This is a genomic window from Bradyrhizobium sp. SRL28 (assembly GCF_018596315.1).
Taxonomy (GTDB): Bacteria; Pseudomonadota; Alphaproteobacteria; order Rhizobiales; family Xanthobacteraceae; genus Bradyrhizobium.
In genome coordinates, this window is sequence record NZ_JAHEAG010000023.1 from 67360 (window position 1) to 84729 (window position 17370).

Annotated in this window: 12 protein-coding genes and 1 pseudogene; 6 read left to right on the forward strand and 7 right to left on the reverse strand. The window is 65.3% G+C overall.

The window, feature by feature from the left end; translation table 11 throughout:
• Positions 1-40 precede the first annotated feature (40 nt).
• Together KIP88_RS31465 and KIP88_RS31470 are read right to left on the reverse strand one after the other, a co-directional pair.
• Positions 41-1831 (reverse strand): acyl-CoA dehydrogenase C-terminal domain-containing protein, encoded by a 1791-nt coding sequence (locus KIP88_RS31465; protein ID WP_214492038.1) that lies wholly within the window; start codon positions 1829-1831, stop codon positions 41-43.
• A gap of 171 nt (positions 1832-2002) precedes the next feature.
• Positions 2003-2389: a nuclear transport factor 2 family protein gene (locus KIP88_RS31470; RefSeq protein WP_214492039.1), complete on the reverse strand. Its 387-nt coding sequence runs from the start codon at positions 2387-2389 to the stop codon at positions 2003-2005.
• A 131-nt stretch (positions 2390-2520) separates the two neighbouring features.
• Here KIP88_RS31470 and KIP88_RS31475 point away from each other — a divergent pair, with 131 nt between their 5' ends.
• From KIP88_RS31475 to KIP88_RS31495, 5 genes are all read left to right on the forward strand, one after another.
• Positions 2521-3117, forward strand: coding sequence for a PadR family transcriptional regulator (locus KIP88_RS31475; protein WP_214492040.1), 597 nt, complete (start codon positions 2521-2523; stop codon positions 3115-3117).
• Between the two features lie 200 nt (positions 3118-3317).
• Complete coding sequence (locus tag KIP88_RS31480) at positions 3318-6698, forward strand: tetratricopeptide repeat protein (protein ID WP_214492041.1); 3381 nt, start codon at positions 3318-3320, stop codon at positions 6696-6698.
• 112 nt (positions 6699-6810) lie between these two features.
• The gene (locus tag KIP88_RS31485) at positions 6811-7614 is read left to right on the forward strand and encodes a hypothetical protein (protein ID WP_214492042.1); all 804 of its coding nucleotides are present in this window, start codon (positions 6811-6813) and stop codon (positions 7612-7614) included.
• A 285-nt stretch (positions 7615-7899) separates the two neighbouring features.
• Complete coding sequence (locus KIP88_RS31490; protein WP_214492043.1) at positions 7900-8826, forward strand: sulfite exporter TauE/SafE family protein; 927 nt, start codon at positions 7900-7902, stop codon at positions 8824-8826.
• Positions 8823-9605, forward strand: a complete 783-nt coding sequence (locus tag KIP88_RS31495; protein WP_214492044.1) for a TIGR02186 family protein — start codon at positions 8823-8825, stop codon at positions 9603-9605. Before KIP88_RS31490 ends, KIP88_RS31495 begins: the two co-directional genes overlap by 4 nt.
• A gap of 89 nt (positions 9606-9694) precedes the next feature.
• On the opposite strand, the gene KIP88_RS31500 is transcribed toward KIP88_RS31495, so the two are convergent.
• From KIP88_RS31500 to KIP88_RS31510, 3 genes and pseudogenes are all read right to left on the reverse strand, one after another.
• Positions 9695-11023 carry an NRAMP family divalent metal transporter gene (locus tag KIP88_RS31500; protein WP_214492045.1) on the reverse strand — a complete coding sequence of 443 codons (1329 nt, stop codon included), beginning with the start codon at positions 11021-11023 and terminating at the stop codon, positions 9695-9697.
• Positions 11024-11098: 75 nt separating this feature from the next.
• On the reverse strand, positions 11099-11875 hold the full coding sequence (locus tag KIP88_RS31505; RefSeq protein ID WP_214492046.1) for an MBL fold metallo-hydrolase: 777 nt from the start codon (positions 11873-11875) through the stop codon (positions 11099-11101).
• A gap of 16 nt (positions 11876-11891) precedes the next feature.
• A pseudogene (locus tag KIP88_RS31510) lies at positions 11892-12803 on the reverse strand (DMT family transporter); the annotation flags it as partial.
• A gap of 96 nt (positions 12804-12899) precedes the next feature.
• On the opposite strand from KIP88_RS31510, the gene KIP88_RS31515 reads away from it, so the two are divergent.
• A complete protein-coding gene (locus KIP88_RS31515) occupies positions 12900-13763 on the forward strand; it encodes a LysR family transcriptional regulator (protein ID WP_214492047.1) in 864 nt (287 codons plus the stop codon).
• A 126-nt stretch (positions 13764-13889) separates the two neighbouring features.
• Here KIP88_RS31515 and pdeM read toward each other — a convergent pair whose 3' ends face one another.
• Together pdeM and KIP88_RS31525 are read right to left on the reverse strand one after the other, a co-directional pair.
• Positions 13890-14561 carry a ligase-associated DNA damage response endonuclease PdeM gene (pdeM, locus tag KIP88_RS31520; RefSeq protein WP_214492048.1) on the reverse strand — a complete coding sequence of 224 codons (672 nt, stop codon included), beginning with the start codon at positions 14559-14561 and terminating at the stop codon, positions 13890-13892.
• 42 nt (positions 14562-14603) lie between these two features.
• Positions 14604-17183, reverse strand: a complete 2580-nt coding sequence (locus tag KIP88_RS31525; RefSeq protein ID WP_308163685.1) for a ligase-associated DNA damage response DEXH box helicase — start codon at positions 17181-17183, stop codon at positions 14604-14606.
• Positions 17184-17370: the final 187 nt, after the last annotated feature.

A 17370-nucleotide genomic window follows, 5' to 3' on the forward strand; every position in this document is an offset into this window, starting at 1 on the left:
TAATATTATAGGCGAAAGGACGGAGAAACGGCGAAAAATCTCAGAACGCTTCCGCCGCCAATTCCATGGTGGTCGCGCAGCCGGTCTGGATGCGCGCAAGATGGACGTGGGTTTCCGGCAACATCCGCTCCATGAAGAAGCGGCCGGTCACCAGCTTGGTGCTCAGATAGGGCGTTGTGCCACTGCTCGCAATCTTGTCCTGAGCTACTTTGGCCATCCGCGCCCACATGTAGCCAAAGGTGACGAGGCCGAACAATTGCATGTAGTCGGTGGCGGCGGCGCCGGCATTGTCGGGTTTTGTCAGCGCGTTCTGCATCAGCCAGCCGGTGGCCTGCTGCAGATGGCCGAGGGCGGTCGAGAGCGGGGTGACGAACGGCTTCATCGCCTCATCGCCGCCGTGCTCCTTGGCGAAAGCACCGACTTCGGCAAAGAACGCCATCACGGCGCGGCCGCCGTCGCGCGGCAGCTTGCGGCCGACCAGATCGAGCGCCTGAATGCCGTTGGCGCCCTCATAGAGCATAGCGATGCGCGCATCGCGCACGAACTGCTCCATGCCGTGCTCGGCGATATAGCCATGGCCGCCATACATCTGCTGCGCCAGCACCGCGTTGGAGAAGCCGACATCGGTCATCACGCCCTTCATGACCGGGGTCATCAGGCCCATATGGTCGTCGGCCTCCTGACGGTCCTTCGGGTCGGTGGATCGGTGGGCGACATCGCTCTTCAGTGCGGTCCACACCACCATGGCGCGCGCCGCCTCGTTGAAGGCCCGGATGGTGAGCAGCACGCGGCGAACATCCGGGTGCACGATGATCGGATCGGCCGGCTTCTCCGGCTCCTTTGCGCCCGTCAGCGAGCGGCCCTGCAGACGCTCGCGCGCATACTGGACGGCGTTCTGATAGGCGACTTCGGACTGCGCCAGCCCCTGCACGGCGACGCCGAGGCGGGCCTCGTTCATCATCACGAACATGCCCTGCATGCCCTTGTTCTCTTCGCCGATCAGCCAGCCGGTGGCGTTGTCATAGTTCATCACGCAGGTCGAATTGCCGTGGATGCCCATCTTGTGCTCGATCGAGCCGCAGGACACGCCGTTGCGCGCGCCCAGCGAGCCGTCGCCATTGACCAGCACCTTCGGCACCACGAACAGCGACACGCCCTTGATGCCTGCCGGCGCGCCTTCGATGCGTGCCAGCACCAGATGGATGATGTTCTCGGCGATATCGTGCTCGCCCGCGGAGATGAAGATCTTGGTGCCTGTGATCTTGTAGCTGCCGTCGGCCTGCTTCACCGCCTTGGTGCGCAACAGGCCGAGATCGGTGCCGCATTGCGGCTCGGTGAGGTTCATGGTGCCGGTCCACTCGCCCGCCACCATCTTCGGCACGAACATCTTCTTCTGCTCGGGCTTGCCGTGCACCAGGAGCGCCGCGGTCGCGCCCATGGTGAGACCGCCATACATCGAGAACGCCATGTTGGCCGCGCTCTGGAATTCGGTGACCACCTGGCTCAGCGTCACCGGCAGCCCCTGCCCGCCATATTCCGCCGGCGCCGACAGACCGAGCCAGCCGCCTTCGGCGACCTGCTTGAAAGCTTCCTTAAAGCCCTTCGGCGTCGTCACCGAACCGTCGTCATGCCGCTTGCAGCCTTCGAGATCGCCGACACGGTTGAGCGGCTGCAGCACCTCTTCGGAAAGCTTTGCGGCCTCGCCCAAAATCGCTTCGCGCACGTCGGCGGAGGCATCAGTAAAACCGGGTAGATTGTCGTAGCGATCGATCTGGAACACGTCGTTGAGCAGGAAGGTGACGTCTTCCACAGGGGCTTTGTAGATCGGCATGATGTTCTCCCGGCAGCGGCGAAAGGTGGTGAAGGCGTTTGAGATGAAATTCGTCGTAGCGTTCCGGAACGAGACCTTATCCGGTTCCGGCAGTCCTAGGGAGTGAGCGGGTGAGCGAAATATCCGGGCAGCATTGCGATATGGACTGCACCGGACATCGCGGCCTTGGTCTCACTGCTTGGCGAGTTGCTCTCCCATCAAGCGGTGCAGCAGATTGATTCCTTTCAGCGGACGCACCATCACCTTGAAGTGCGTGATCTTACCGTCATCGCTGAAGGTGATGATGTCGACGCCGTTGATCTTGATACCCTCGATCTCGTTTTCGAATTCGAGGACCGCGCCATTGGCGCTGCGCCATTCGCCTGTGTATTTGAAGCCGGTGCCGCCAAGGACCTTCTCGGCGCTCGCCAGATATTTGAAGGTGATGTCACGCCCGCGCTGCGGCGTGTGGACGACGGGGCTTTCGAACACCGCATCCGGATGCAGCAGATCCCACAACGCCGCCGTGTCATGGGACTTCATGTAGCCGTACCACTTGTCGAGGCCGCTCATGGTCATCATGTCTCCTCTAGCGGGCGATGACGGGCTGGGCGCCGGGGAATGGGACCTCTCCGGAGCGTATGCGCGTTGACGCATATGCAACTTTATGCATAGTGTCAATCACTGTTAAAATCCGGAGGGCCGGCGTCGTGGCGCTTGGTGACGCGATCCTTGCCTGCCTGACCGAACGTCCGATGACGGGCTATGAGCTCGCCAAGACGTTCGACAACTCCATTGGATTCTTCTGGAAGGCCGACCACCAGCAAATTTATCGGGAACTCACCAAGCTTCGCGACCGCGGCCATATCCAGGGCCGCGAGGTGGTGCAATCAGGCAAGCCGAACAAGCTGGTCTATACGCTCACGCCGGAAGGGCGGGCCGCGCTCAGACATTGGGCGGCACGGCCGAGCGTTCCGGCCTCAATCAAGGACGACCTGCTGGTGCGGCTCTATGCACTCGACAGCGTCGACGTCGAACCGTTACGCACCGATCTGATGGCGCGGCTGGAGCACCACCGCGACCGTTTTGCGCGATATGAACGCCTGCTCAACAAACGTTTTCCCCAAGGCACGGCGCCGTCGGCCGATGTGGGCAAATTGCTCGGGCTGCGCATCGGCCTCGCGCACGAGCGCGCCGTGGCGGAATGGTGCGAAGAGGCGATCGAGGCGTTGTCGGCCCTCACTTCCGGCGTGGAACGGACCAACGTCGTCCCGCTTGAGGAAAGCCAACGCGAAAAGAACGGCTAGGGCCTTACAGAGCCAGCCGATTTAGCCGCCCGGTAACTTTTAGGGCCGCCCGTCCCATTCCTTAACCCGTTCTTTACCGTAACGCGAAAAAGTCAGTTCCGAGGCAGGCGAGCCGCGCGGAAATACGATTGTCTCTTCGGTGGGACGCGCGGGGAGGCTGATGGCGCAGGTGGGGCGCCGAAGCGGAACCGGACGAAAGCATGAATTCGCGCGTATCGTGGAGTGTTGACGGCATCGATCCCTCTGTCCGCGAAAGGGCCGAGGCGGCGGCGCGCCGCGCCGGCATGTCGCTGAACGAGTGGCTCAATTCAACCGTCGGCGAACCAGCCCCGCCCAGTTTCGGCGCGCCTTCCGAGCAGCGGTCGGCGATGCCGCGGCAAATCCCCGACGTGGCCGACATTCACCAGCGGCTGGATTCAATCACCAAGCAGATCGAGCAGATTTCGCGGCCCGCCGCGCCGCGCGGCGACACTTCGCGCGGCGAAGCCGTCCGTGGCGAGCCGACGGTGGCCCGGCAGCTCAACGAGGCCATTTCGCGCCTCGACGCGCGGCTGTCGCAGATTTCAAACCCCGCGCCGGTCCGTCAGGCCCAGATGCAGGAAAAGCAGCGCCAGACCGATATCGTCGAGCGTGCCGCGGCCCAAGTCTATCGCCCAGCGCCGCCGCTCAGTCCAGCCTCGATGGATTTCGCGATCGCCGAGATCACCGCGCGCCAGAACGAACTCGACGGCCCACCGCCGCGGCAGATGCCACCGCGCCATGCCGCGCCGGCGGCATCTTCCGCCCAACCCAATTCTGCACAGCCCATGATGCAGGCAGCGCCGGCCGGTCCGGATTTTTCTTCGCTCGAACGGCACCTGCTCAAGATCACCAGCCAGATCGAAGCGCTGCAGCGTCCCGATCATGTCGAGGAGTCGATCGCGGCCTTCCGCAGCGAACTCGCCGAAATCCGCCAGGCCATCACCGAAGCGGTGCCGCGCCGCGAGATCGAATCGCTCGAGAACGAAATCCGCTCGCTGTCCCGCCGCATCGACGAAAACAGACAGCACGGCAGCGACGGTCAGACGCTGGCCGGCATCGAGCGCGCGCTCGGCGAAATCCGCGAGGTGCTGCGCTCGCTGACGCCGGCCGAGCAGCTCACCGGCTACGACGAGGCGATCCGCAATCTCGGCGCCAAGCTCGATCTGATCCTGCGTTCGAACGACGATCCGTCGACGGTGCAGCAGCTCGAAAGCGCGATCGCGGCGCTGCGCGGCATCGTCTCCAACGTCGCCTCCAACGACGCGCTGGCCCGGCTCGCCGAAGACGTGCACACGCTGTCGGCCAAGGTCGATCAGCTTTCCCGCTTTGACGGCAACAGCGATGCCTGGGGACAGCTCGAGCAGCGCCTGACTGCGCTGACCTCGACGCTGGAAACAAGGCAGCCGCCGGCCACGAGCGAGCATTCGGAATATCTCGAAAACGCGGTGCGCTCGCTGTCGGAACGGCTCGACCGCATCCCGGTCGGCAACGACAATGCGTCGGCGTTTGCCCATCTCGAACAGCGCGTGTCCTATCTGCTGGAGCGCCTGGAAGCCTCCGGCGATCGTTCCGCCGCCCCCGCCATCGACCTCGGACGGGTCGAGGAAGGGCTGCACGACATTCTGCGTTCGCTCGAACGCCAGCACGCCAGCCTGGTCGCGCTCGCCGATTCCAACCGCAATTCCGGCGACACGGCCCAGCCGATGGACTCCGGCATCGTCGATCTGGTCAAGCGCGAGCTGTCCGACATCCGCTTCAGCCAGTCGGAAACCGATCGCCGCACGCAGGACTCGCTGGAGACCGTTCACAGCACGCTCGGCCACGTGGTCGATCGCCTGTCGATGATCGAAGGCGATCTGCGCGTGGTACGCACCGCGCCGGCTACGGCCGCCTCTGCTCCTGCAGCCGCCGAAATACGCGAGGAAGCGCCCCGCGTGATGACGCCGCTGCAGACCTATCCGCAGCAATCGAAGCCGGAATTGCCGAACCCCGCCGCGCTGCAAGCCGGCCCGCAGGAACCCTTTGTCGCTGCGCCACGCGAATTCCACGCGGCGCAGCCGCCGGCCGCGCCGGCCGCCCCGCCATTGCCGCCGCGGGCGATCAGCGAAATCCTGGAGCCGCATGCCGCAGCGCCCCGCGCCCCGATCGCGCCGGAATTGCCGCCGGATCATCCGCTCGAGCCGGGCACCCGGCCGCCGGTGCGCGTCTCTTCGCCATCGGAACGGATCGCCGCTTCCGAAAACGCGATCAGCGAAATTGCTTCCGCGCCGAAGGAGCCGGTGAACTCGTCGAGCTTCATCGCCGCCGCGCGCCGCGCCGCGCAGGCCGCAGCCGCCGCGCCACCCCCCGAGAAGGCAGGACGTTCGGCGAAGGCCGCGCCAAAGGACAAGGGCGGCGACAAGGCCAAGGCGGACGACAAGAACCCTTCCAACATTTCCTCCAAGATCCGCTCGCTGCTGGTCGGCGCGAGCGTGGTCGTGATCGTGCTCGGCACTTTCAAGATGGCGATGACGCTGCTCGACACCGGCAGCATGCTGCAACTGCCGATGATGGAACAGCCCAGCGAGCCGGCCGCCCCGGCGCAGGCGCCTGCGCCGTCGGAGAGCGGCGCCAGGCCCGCTATGCCTGTGGCGCCCATGATGCCCGCGGCACCCTTGATGATCTCGCCGACGCCGGTCGAGAAGCAGTCGAACAATTCTTCCGCGCCGAACACGCTGGATAGCGCGCGGATCGCAGTCCCGCCGCAGGCCGCGCCGCTGCCTGCCGCAGCCAGCGACATCACCGGCGCAATCACGACGCTGCCTCCCACCGGCGGCAAGCTTGCCATGATCGCCGTGCCGCCGACCGAGCGGCTGCCTGACGGCATCGGCGGCCCGGTATTGCGCGCCGCCGCGTTGAAGGGCGACCCGGCCGCGGCTTACGAGGTTGGCGTGCGCTTTGCCGAAGGCAAGGGCGTTGCCGCGGATCTCGACCAGGCCGCAAAATGGTACGACCGCGCGGCGCAGGCCGGCGTGGTGCCCGCCATCTTCCGGCTCGGGACCTTCTACGAGAAGGGCCTGAGCGTGAAAAAGGACGTCGATGTCGCGCGGCGCTATTATGCCCAGGCGGCCGAGCGCGGCAGCGCCAAGGCGATGCATAATCTGGCCGTGCTCGACGCTGATGGCGGCGGCAAGGGCGCCAATTACAAGAGCGCGTCGATCTGGTTCCGCAAGGCCGCCGATCGCGGCGTCGCCGACAGCCAGTTCAACCTCGGCATCCTCTATGCACGCGGCATCGGCGTCGAACAGAACCTCGCCGAATCCTACAAATGGTTCAGCCTCGCCGCGGCCCAGGGCGATGCGGACGCGGGGCGCAAGCGCGACGATATCGCCAAGCGCCTCGACGTCCAGTCGCTGGCGGCCGCGAGACTCGCGATCCAGACCTTTACGCCGGAGCCACAGCCCGACGACGTCGTCAACGTGGCGGCACCCGCTGGCGGTTGGGATTCGGCACCGGCGCCCGCCACGGGCAAGCCCGGCACCAAGCCGGCTGCGACCAAGCGCACCGCCGCCGCGAATTAAGATTCCGTAAGTCGCGGCCATGCCGCTGGCATGGTCATCTCCCCGACCATAAATGGGTGTAGCGGATCGGGTCAGCCGAATCGCGATCGGCTGGGCTTGCGAAGAGGATTGTTTGTCAGACCAGAATAGCCAGGGCGGGGAGAATAATTTCCGGAGGCCGCCGACAGGTCCTTCGGTCGCACCGCCTCGCATTCCGCTCCATCAACCTCCCCCGCCGCCGGTCCAGCCGCCCCGGCGCAAACGGCATTTCTGGTCGGTCGCCATCTTCATCCTGCTGGTTTCCGGCGTCTGCATTCGCGCCTACCGGGACCTGTCGCAGCCGGAGGCCTGGCACTACTGGAAGGACCAGTACGTCTCGCCCAGCCTGACATCGCAGGTGATCGACACGCTCCATCTCGATGGTTCGAGCAAGGGCCGGCGGGCGCTGTTGGTCAGCGGGACGATCGGCCCTGCCGCTGCAAACTGGTTTCGCGGCAGGTTGGACCAGGCCAATCTCGCGGCGGGCGATATCGTGCTGCTGGCCTCCCCCGGCGGCGATCTGAACCAGGCCGCGATCATGGGCGAGATCATCCGGCAGCGGTCGCTGGCGACCGCGGTCGGCAGCGCCGACGCGTCAGGCCGCGTCAAGCCGGGCTATTGCGCCAGCGCCTGCGTGCTGGTCTATGCCGGCGGCAAGACCCGCTTCGGCGTCTTGGGCTCGGCATTGGGCGTTCATCGGTTTGTCACAAGCAAGCCCGTGGACGACCCCGTCGCGGAGGCGCAGCGGATTTCAGGCGCCGTGCTGGGCTACATGACCAAAATGGGGGTCTCGTCCTCCATCGTGGAAGCGATGTCCGAGACGAGGGACATTCGCTGGCTCAGCCCCAAACAGGCGCTGGCGATGAACCTCGTCACCGACCCGCTCGGGAAACCCTGAGCCGGCCAATCGCCGGGCCCCCACCTGCGCGCGCCCCCGCGGATTTGTTGCAGCGTTTCAACGTCCTGACGAATGCGCGGGCACATGAGGCAAAAATTTGCCTTCCCGGGCATTTTTAGTCCCTCATCCCCCCGAATTCAGTTATGCAAATACGCGGGAACCGGCCCTGCGCACGCAAAGGTGCATGCGCGAACCGGCTTCCACTGCCGGCAAATACAACAGAAACCGTGCCAAGAGCGGCTCCCCGGCTGTCTCTTGCGGCAAAGCTACAAAAAGCAGACGCGCGTGCAGCTCTACCTCCCAATCGCCGACATTCCGGTCAATGTTTTCCTCATCCTGGCGATGGGCGCGGCGGTTGGGTTCGTGTCCGGCATGTTCGGGATCGGCGGCGGCTTCCTGATGACGCCGCTGTTGATCTTCGTCGGCATTGCGCCGGCGGTCGCGGTCGCCTCTGTCGCGAGCCACATCGCCGCCTCCTCGTTCTCAGGCGCGCTCTCCTATTGGCGACGGCGCGCCATCGATCCGCTGTTGGCGGCGGTGCTGTTGACCGGCGGCAGTATGGGCACGGCGCTGGGGGTATGGACCTTCACGCTGCTGCGCTCGCTCGGTCAGCTCGATCTCATGATCGCGATGTCCTACGTGATCCTGCTGACCACTGTCGGCGGCCTGATGTTCTGGGAGGGCCTGCGGGCGCTGTTGCGGGCCCGCCGCGGCGGGCCGGTCACCACACGCCGCCCCGGCAGCCATGTCTGGATCCATGGCTTGCCGCTGAAGATGCGCTTCAAGCGCTCGAAAATCTACCTGTCCGTGATTCCCATCGTCGTGATCGGCCTGGTCATCGGCTTCATCGGCGCCGTGATGGGCATCGGCGGCGGCTTCATCCTGGTGCCGCTTTTGATCTACGTGCTGCGGGTGCCGACCTCGACCGTGATCGGGACCTCGATGGTGCTGACCCTGGTCACGATGGTGTTCGCCACCATGCTGCACGCCGTCACCAATCATCTGGTCGATGCCGTGCTGGCGCTGATCCTGATGGTCGGCGGCGTCACCGGCGCGCAGTTCGGCGCGCGCGCGGGGCAGAAAATCCGCGGCGAACATTTGCGGCTGCTGCTCGGGCTGCTGGTGCTCGCCGTCGGCATCCGCTTTGCGGTCGAACTCGTGATCCGGCCCGAAGATCTCTTCAGCGTGCGGGAAACAGGAGTGACGGGATGACCGCGCGCCTCCTGCTCATACTTGGAGGTCTTGCGCTAGGCGCCACGCTCGCGGTCACGTCCGTGAGGGCCGAAAAGTTGATCGTGTCGGTGTCGAACCACCGCGTCACCGTGACACCGAATTACTCCGGCGAGGAACTCGTGCTGTTCGGCTCGGTGGAGAAGGACGCCACCACGCCGGCCGATCGCACTTACGATCTGGTGGTGACGATTGCCGGCCCGCGCGCCGACATGGTCACCCGCCGCAAGGAGCGCCGGTTTGGGATCTGGATCAACACCGACTCCCGGCAGTTCCTGAAAGTGCCGGCCTACCTGGCGCTGTTCTCCAACCGGCCGTTCGACGCCATCGCCTCGCCCGAGGTGCAGCGGCGGCAGCAGCTCGGGCTGAACAACGTCTTGCTGACCCAGCGCGTCAGCGGCGACTACGCCGACGTGGTGCCCGACGACGTGTTCCGCAGCGCCTTCGTGCGGCTGCGCCGGCAGCACGGCCTCTATCGCGAGGAAACCTCGGCGGTGACGTTCCTGACGCCGACGCTGTTCCGCACCGGCATTCCCCTGCCCGCGGAAGTGCCGATCGGTCTCTATAACGTCGAGATCAAGCTGTTCGCCGACGGCGCGCTGGTAACCAAGACCGACACCGCGTTCGAAATCGTCAAGGTCGGCTTCGAGCAATTCGTCGCCACCACCGCGCAGCAGCACGGCTTCGTCTACGGGCTGATCACCGCCTTCATGGCGCTGATGACCGGATGGATGGCGTCGATCGTGTTCAGGAAGGATTGAGCTTTAATGTAGGTTGGGTGGAGCGAAGCGATACCCAACATCGGCTGCTGCGGCACCAGCGTGATGGGTATCGCTTCGCTCCACCCATCCTACTTTACCAAAAACCCCACGCCCATCGCCACGACACTCAGGATCATCGCACCCGTCGACAGCCAGCCCAGCCAATAGAGTGGCCCCCCGACGACGAAGCGGCCCATCACGTCCTTGCGCCGCGCCATGAACATCAGCAGCACCATCACGGGCACGGCGAGCACGCCGTTGATGACGGCGCTCCAGTACAGCGCCGAGATCGGGTTGATCGGCGTGAAGTTCAGCGCGATGCCGATCCCCGCCGACAGCGCCAGCACGGCATAGAATGCGGCGGCTTCCTTGGGCTTGCGCGCGAGCCCGACCGGCCATCGCCGCCCCTCGCCGACGGCGTACGCCGTAGCGCCGGCCAGCACCGGGATCGCCAGCAATCCGGTGCCGACGATGCCGAGTGCAAAGATCGCTTCCGCAAACGCGCCGGCGATCGGACGCAGCGCTTCGGCGGCTTCCGCCGAACTCTGGATATCGGTCTTGCCGGATGCATGCAGCGTCGCCGCCGCGGTCACGATGATCGACAGCGCGATCAAATTGGAGAACGCCATGCCGATGATGGTGTCGGCGCGGATGCGATAAAACTCCCTCCGCGCGCCGTAGTGTTTTTCGATCAGGGGCCGCTTCGTTGCATCGACGCGCTGGTCCTCGGCTTCCTGTGAGGCCTGCCAGAAGAACAGATAGGGCGAGATCGTGGTGCCGAGGATCGCGACGATGGTGGTGAAATAGTCGGCGCTCCAGCTCACGCGCGGAACGAGAACGCCGGCGAGCGCCTCGCCCCACGACACCTTGGCAAAGGCCAGCGCCGCGACATAGGCGAACAGGCTGAGCGTCAGCCATTTCAGCACCGAGACGTATCGCTTGTAGTCGAGGAAGATCTGCGCCGCCACCGACGTCACGCCGAACAGCAATACGTAGACGATGCTGTGGCCGCCGATCAGCAGTTTGCTGGCATCCGCCATGGCGCCGAGATCGGCGGCGATGTTGATGGTGTTGGCGATGAACAGCAGCGTCACCACCACGTGGAGCAGCCACGCCGGATAATGCCGGCACACATTGCCGGAAATACCGTGGCCAGTGACGCGGCCGACCCGCGCGGAGATTTCCTGGATCGCCGCCATCAGCGGAAACGTCAGCAGCATGGTCCAGCCGATGCCGTAGCCGAGCTGCGCGCCGGCCTGGCTGTAGGTACCGATCCCCGACGGATCGTCGTCGGACGCGCCGGTGATCAGGCCGGGGCCGAGCGCCTTCAGCGCATCGCGGAAACGAAACGGCCGAGATGTTTCGGCTTTCGCCGCCGGCCTCGCGCCCGCTACGCCCGCTTTGCCGCGATGCTTCATTTTCGATTTCGTCTGGTCCATGCAGCCGCGATAACGAAGCTGAATAGCGCAAGTTCCTGACAGAGGAACCTGTCGTTACGCCGGCACCGTCTCGATGATCGTCGCCACGCCCGGCTGCAAAATCCGCAAGCGCGATCCAAACCCCAGCGTGTCGAAGGTGGCGCGCAAATCGCCGGCGTTCTGGCGGAAATGCGCCCAGCCGTCGGTATGCACGGGTACGATCACCGCATCGGCAAAGGCGCGCGCGGTCTCGATGGTGTCGTTGGTGTCCATGGTGAGATGGAATGGACCGCGAGTCTGGGCGGCGCCGGCGAACGGCAGCACCACGCCGCACTTGAAGCGGCGTGCGACTTCCGCGACGCCATCGAACCAGGTGGTGTCGCCGCTGATGTAGATCGGCCGACTGCCCGCCTTGCTCGATTCCACCACGAAGCCGACGACGTCGCCCGACAGCGGCTCGATGCCGGCCGGTCCGTGGCGCGCGGGTGTGGCGGTGATGGTCAACGACTGGCCGCCCTTCTTCAACTCGGTCGATGCCCAGGGCGCAAAACCCTCGGTCTTGCCGCCGAGCCGCTTTGCACCCGCCTCCGTCGTCAGCACGCGCTTCGCTTCCCTGAGGAACTCGCGGCCGGAATGGTCGAGATTGTCCGAGTGCTGATCGTGGCTCAGCAGCACCGCGTCGATCGCGCCGACATCGCGCGCGCTCATCGCGGGCCCGGTCAGCTTCTCGAGCTTCACATGCGGCAGTTGATAGGCGCCGGATTCGTCGAAGGTCGGATCGGTGAGGAGGCGGAAGCCGTCGATCTCGATCAGGGCCGTGGGGCCGCCGATCAGGGTAATAGTGAGAGTCATGTCGCACTCTCTTGGTCGACGCTGACGCCGCGGGGCGGGTCACCAGATAGATGCCGAGCGCCACCGGAACGATCCCGAGCAGATCTCGGAACTCGACATGTTCGCCGAGCACGAGGAACGCGAACAGCATGCCGAGTGGCGGCATCAGGAAATGATAGGCACTCGCAGCGGTCGCGCCACACACTTTCAGGAGATGAAACCAGAGCAGATACGCAAGGATCGAACCGCCGAGCACGAGGAAGGCGAACGCGCCCAGGAGCCGCGCGCTCGGCACGATGTCGCCGATGCTCGAGAAAGTGAACGCGAACGGCAACAGCACGATGCCGGCTGAGAGATTCTGCACGCCATTGCCGACCCAGAGACTGCCCTTCGGCGCCAGCACCTTGAACAGGATGGTGCCGGCCACGATCGAGGCCAAGGAGGCCAGCGTGAACAGGATGCCGTGCCAGTCATCAGTGCCAACGGATATGCGGTGCCAGACGATGAAGCCGACGCCGGCGATGCCGAGCAGGAGGCCCATCACCTTGCGCAAGGTGAGTGCCTCGTCGAGAAACACCGCCGCAAGCACGGCGGTAAAGACCGGATTGGCGCTGACGATCAGGCCGCCGAGGCCGGCGGATACGGTCTGCAGCCCGGTATAGCCGAGGCCGAGATAGAGCGCGTTGTTGGCGATGCCGAGGATCGCGAAGATGCCGGCATCGCGCCAGGTGAGCGAGGACCACGCTTCGCCGCGCAGCGCGGTGACGCCGAGGATCAGGATGCCGGCCAGCGAAAACCGCGCGGTGAGCAGGATCAGCGGCGGACAATCGGTGACGCCGATCTTGCCGGCGACGAAGGCAAAGCTCCAGAGGAGGCAGAACAGGCCGATATAGAGGGGCAGCGAGTTGAAGCTGGCGCGGGGAACCGCGACCGAGGGGGCGAGCGACATGGGAAGTCTCCTTTCCCCTGATCTAGGCCTGCACCTTGATATTTGGAAATTAAATGATAAACTGACATCCAGTGGATTTTTGAATGGAGCATTCAGATGCTCGATCTGGAGCTGTTGCGCAGTTTCGTCTCCGTCGTCGATTCCGGCGGCTTCACCCGCGCCGGCGAACGCGTCCACCGCACCCAGTCGACCGTCAGCCAGCAGATCAAGCGGCTGGAGGACGATGTCGGCCAGCCGCTGCTCAACCGTAACGGCAAGGACGTGACGCCGACGGAAGCCGGCGAGCGGCTGTTGTCCTATGCGCGGCGGCTGCTGGCGCTTGCGGAAGAAGCGCGCGACGTGGTGGCGCGCCCCGAGAGCGAGGGCGCGGTACGGCTTGGTGTGCCCGAGGATTTTGCCGCCTATCGCTTGACGAAACTGCTGGCGGCATTCTCGCGCTCGCATCCCGGCCTGCGACTCGATGTGCGCGCCGATCAAAGCGCCAACCTCAAGCGCGAGCTCGAACGCGGCGAACTCGATCTCGCATTGTTCAAGCGAGCCGCGGGGGAAAAGGGCGGCATCGCGGCGTGGCCGGAGCGCGTGCACTGGGTGACCAGCAAAAACCATCCGCGCGATACCCGCACCGGCTCGGTGCCGCTGATCGGCTTTCCCACCGGCTGCCTGTATCGGGCGGGCGCGATCCATGCGCTGGAAAGCGCCGGGCGCAACTGGCACATGACCTATACTTCTTCCAACCTCTCAGGCATCCAGGCCGCGGTCGCCGCGGGCATGGGCCTCAGCATTTTGTCCGAGATGGCAATCCAGGCCGACCATCGCGTGCTGACCGCGAAGGATGGCTTCGCACCGATCGACCGCACCGAAGTGGCATTGGTGGCCGCTCCCGATGCCAGCCCCGCGACATTGCGGCTGGCGGATCGGCTGGCCGAGTTCTGCAGCACGGTGCAGGCGAAGGCGGCGTAATGGAACGAGGAATCGCAGGGTTGGCAAAGGCGCTCTTGCGCCGTGCCCACCATCCATCACCGAGCGTGCGTTTTAATGGTGGGCACGCTGCGCTTTGCCCACCCTACGCCGCTACGTGGCGGATGCTCAATAACAGCGCGAGGCCGCAATCGTGTGCACGCGGTTGTCACCGAGCACATGCGCCATGAAGCCGGGCGCGCCAAAGATTTTCGCAAATGCCATATCGCGGATGCTCAGGCCGCCGGTATAGGCGCCGAACGCGGGCATTACGGCGCGTTCGCCGTCGGAAGCAAAGCATCGCCGCTCCATCGATCGTCCCCTTGTGGCGACGCGCGCCTTGGGATGGAGGTGGCCGGCGATTTCGCCCGCCTTCCCGGTCGGCTCATGGCGGAACGCGATCGGCCCGATCGCGACTTCGCTCGCCACCGCGCCGCCGAGATCGGACGGCAGGGCGGGATCATGATTGCCCGAGATCCAGATCCAGTCACGCCGCGCCTGCATCGCCGAGAGTGCATCGCGATCGGGCGCCGACAGCCGCTCATGCGCGTTGCGATCGTGAAAGCTGTCGCCGAGCGCAATCACCATACGCGGGTCGTGCCGCGCGATGACGGCGGCGAGACGGCTCAGCGTCGCAACCGTGTCATAGGGTGGCAGCAGCACGCCGCGCTTCGCGAAGCTGGAGCCCTTTTCCAGGTGCAGGTCGGAGACGACAAGCAGGCGTTGCTCCTGCCAGAACAGCGCGCCGGAAAGATCGGCAACGAACGTCACGTCCGATATTGTGACCTTCGAGGCGCGCATCTGTTGATCGTCTCCCGAAGATTGCGCCCCTGCCGTCACGTTCTATCCCATCGCCTCTTTGACGAGCTCATCGGCGGCTTCCGCCAGCAACTCGTCCCCCGCTTCGCCATAAACTGACTCGCGGCCGATTTCCAGCATCACGGGGACGGCGAGCGGCGAAACATGTTCGAGTTCCCGATGGATGATTCGCCCCTGGATGCGCGAGAGCATATCACCCAGGCGCTTGAGATCGAGCAGGCCGGCGGCAGCGTCCGCGCGGGCCGCGCGCAACAGCACGTGGTCGGGCTGGTGCTTGCGCAGCACGTCATAGACGAGGTCGGTCGAGAACAGCACCTGGCGGCGGGATTTTTCCTCCCCGGTAAAGCGCCGCGGGATCAGGCCGGATATCAGCGCGCAGCTGCGGAAGGTACGCTTCATCAGCGCGGATTCCGCCAGCCACGCCTCGAGGTCATCGCCAAGCATGTCGGGGGAAAACAAGGCAGCAAGATCGAACTTGCCGTGTCGAACCAGATGCGAGATGTCGCCAAGCCCCCAGATCGCGAGCGCATATTCGTTGGCGACGAAGCCAAGCGGGCGCACCCGCGCGCGCTCCATCCGCCGCGTCAGCAGCATGCCGAGCGTCTGGTGCGCCAGCCGCCCCTCGAACGGATAGCAGACGAGGTAGTGCTTGCCGCCGCGCGGAAAGGTTTCGATTAGAAGCTCGCGCACGGCCGGCACGCGGGAAAAATGCCGCTGCAGCGACAGCCAGTCGCGCACCTGCTCCGGCAGCGCATTCCACTGCCGCCGGTCATCCAGCAATTTCCGCACGCGTTCGGCCAGATAGGTCGAGAGCGGAAACTTGCCGCCCATGTAGGACGGCACCTTGGCGTCCTTGTCGTTGGAACGGGAGACATAGACCTGGTCCTCGACCAGCGCCTCGTAGCGCACGATCTCGCCGCCGAACACAAAAGTGTCGCCGACGACCAGCCCCTCGATAAAGTATTCCTCGATCTCGCCCAGCATCCTGCCGCCGCGACCGATCATGCCCGTGGAGCCCGCCCCGCCGCCGCGGCCGCGCACCAGCTTTACCTTCAACATGGCCTCTTCAACGATGGTACCGACGTTGAGGCGATAGCTCTGCCGCACTTTTGGATTGGCGATGCGCCAGCGGCCCTGCTTGTCCTGCCTGATGCGCGCGAATCGCTCGTAGGTCTTCAGTGCATAGCCGCCAGTGGCGACGAAATCGACCACGTCGTCGAAATCGGTTCGCGCCAGCGACGCATATGGCGCCGATGTCAGCACTTCCGCGTAGAGTTCGTCCGACAGGAACGGCTCGCCGCAGGCGCATCCGAGCACGTGCTGCGCCAACACGTCGAGCGCGCCGTTGCGCAAAGGCGGCGTATCCTGCGCATTCTCCGCGATCGCGTCGATCGCGACGCGGCACTCCAGCACCTCGAAGCGGTTGGCCGGAATCAATACCGCGCGCGACGGCTCGTCGAGGCGGTGGTTGGCGCGGCCGATCCGCTGCATCAGGCGCGAGGCGCCCTTTGGCGCGCCGACATTGATAACGAGATCGATGTCGCCCCAATCGATGCCGAGGTCGAGCGAGGATGTGCAGACCACGCCGCGCAGCTTTCCCGCCGCCATCGCGTCCTCGACCTTGCGGCGCTGCGCAACGTCGAGCGAGCCGTGATGCAGCGCAATCGCGAGACCGTCGTCGTTCATGCGCCAGAAATCCTGGAACAGCATTTCGGCCTGGCTGCGGGTGTTGACGAAGATCAGCGTGGTCTTGTTGCGCTTGATCAGCTCGTACATTTCGCCGAGCGCATGGCGCGCGGTGTGCCCGGCCCAGGGCAGCCGCTCCTGGGTGTCGAGCATCTCGACGATAGGCGCCGCCGCGCCGCCCGCCACGACGATGTCGGCCGAGATTTCCTTGCGGTCGTGCTGTGGCATCAAGAACCGCGCCAACGATTCGGGCTCGGCTACCGTCGCGGACAGCCCGATCGCGCGCATTTCGGGCGCCAGCCGCCACAGCCGCGCCAGACCGAGCGACAGCAGATCGCCGCGCTTGGAAGTGACAAGCGCATGCAGTTCGTCGAGCACGATACGTTTCAACGAGGAGAACAGAAACGGCGCGTCGTCGGAGGACAGCAACAACGCCAGTTGCTCTGGCGTGGTGAGCAGAATGTCCGGTGGATAGCGCCGCTGCCGTTGCCGCCGCGATACCGGCGTGTCGCCGGTGCGGGTCTCGACCTTGATCGGCAGCCCCATCTCGGCAATCGGCGTCTCCAGATTGCGCGCGATGTCGACCGCGAGCGCTTTCAGCGGCGAGATGTAGAGGGTGTGGAGGCCGCCGGTACGTTTGACGCTGCGGCCGGTGGAAACGAGGCTCTTCTCGCCACCACCCTTTGAGGCGGCGGGAGAAGACAGTTCCACCAGCGTCGGCAGAAACCCGGCCAGCGTCTTGCCGGCGCCGGTCGGGGCAATCAAGAGTGCCGAACGGTCGTCGGCGGCTTTTGCCAACAGCGCCAATTGATGCTCGCGCGGCGACCAGCCACGCGCGGCGAACCAGCGCCGGAAACGGTCGGGCAGCAGCGCAGCCGTTTCAAGCGGCGTGAAGGGCAAGGGATCGGGCGACGGCACGGAGAAGAGGTAAGCCGTCGGGGCGGGTTCGTCGAGGCCGTCGGGGGCAATTCGGCCGGATGCCCCCCCGGGCGCGGTGCAGCGTGCAACGCTGCTCCGCAGAACGGGGACCTATGCCGCGGCGCGTGGACCCCGGATCAGCAGCGCACCACGCCGCAAGCGCGGCGCGTTGCGCAGCATCCGGGGA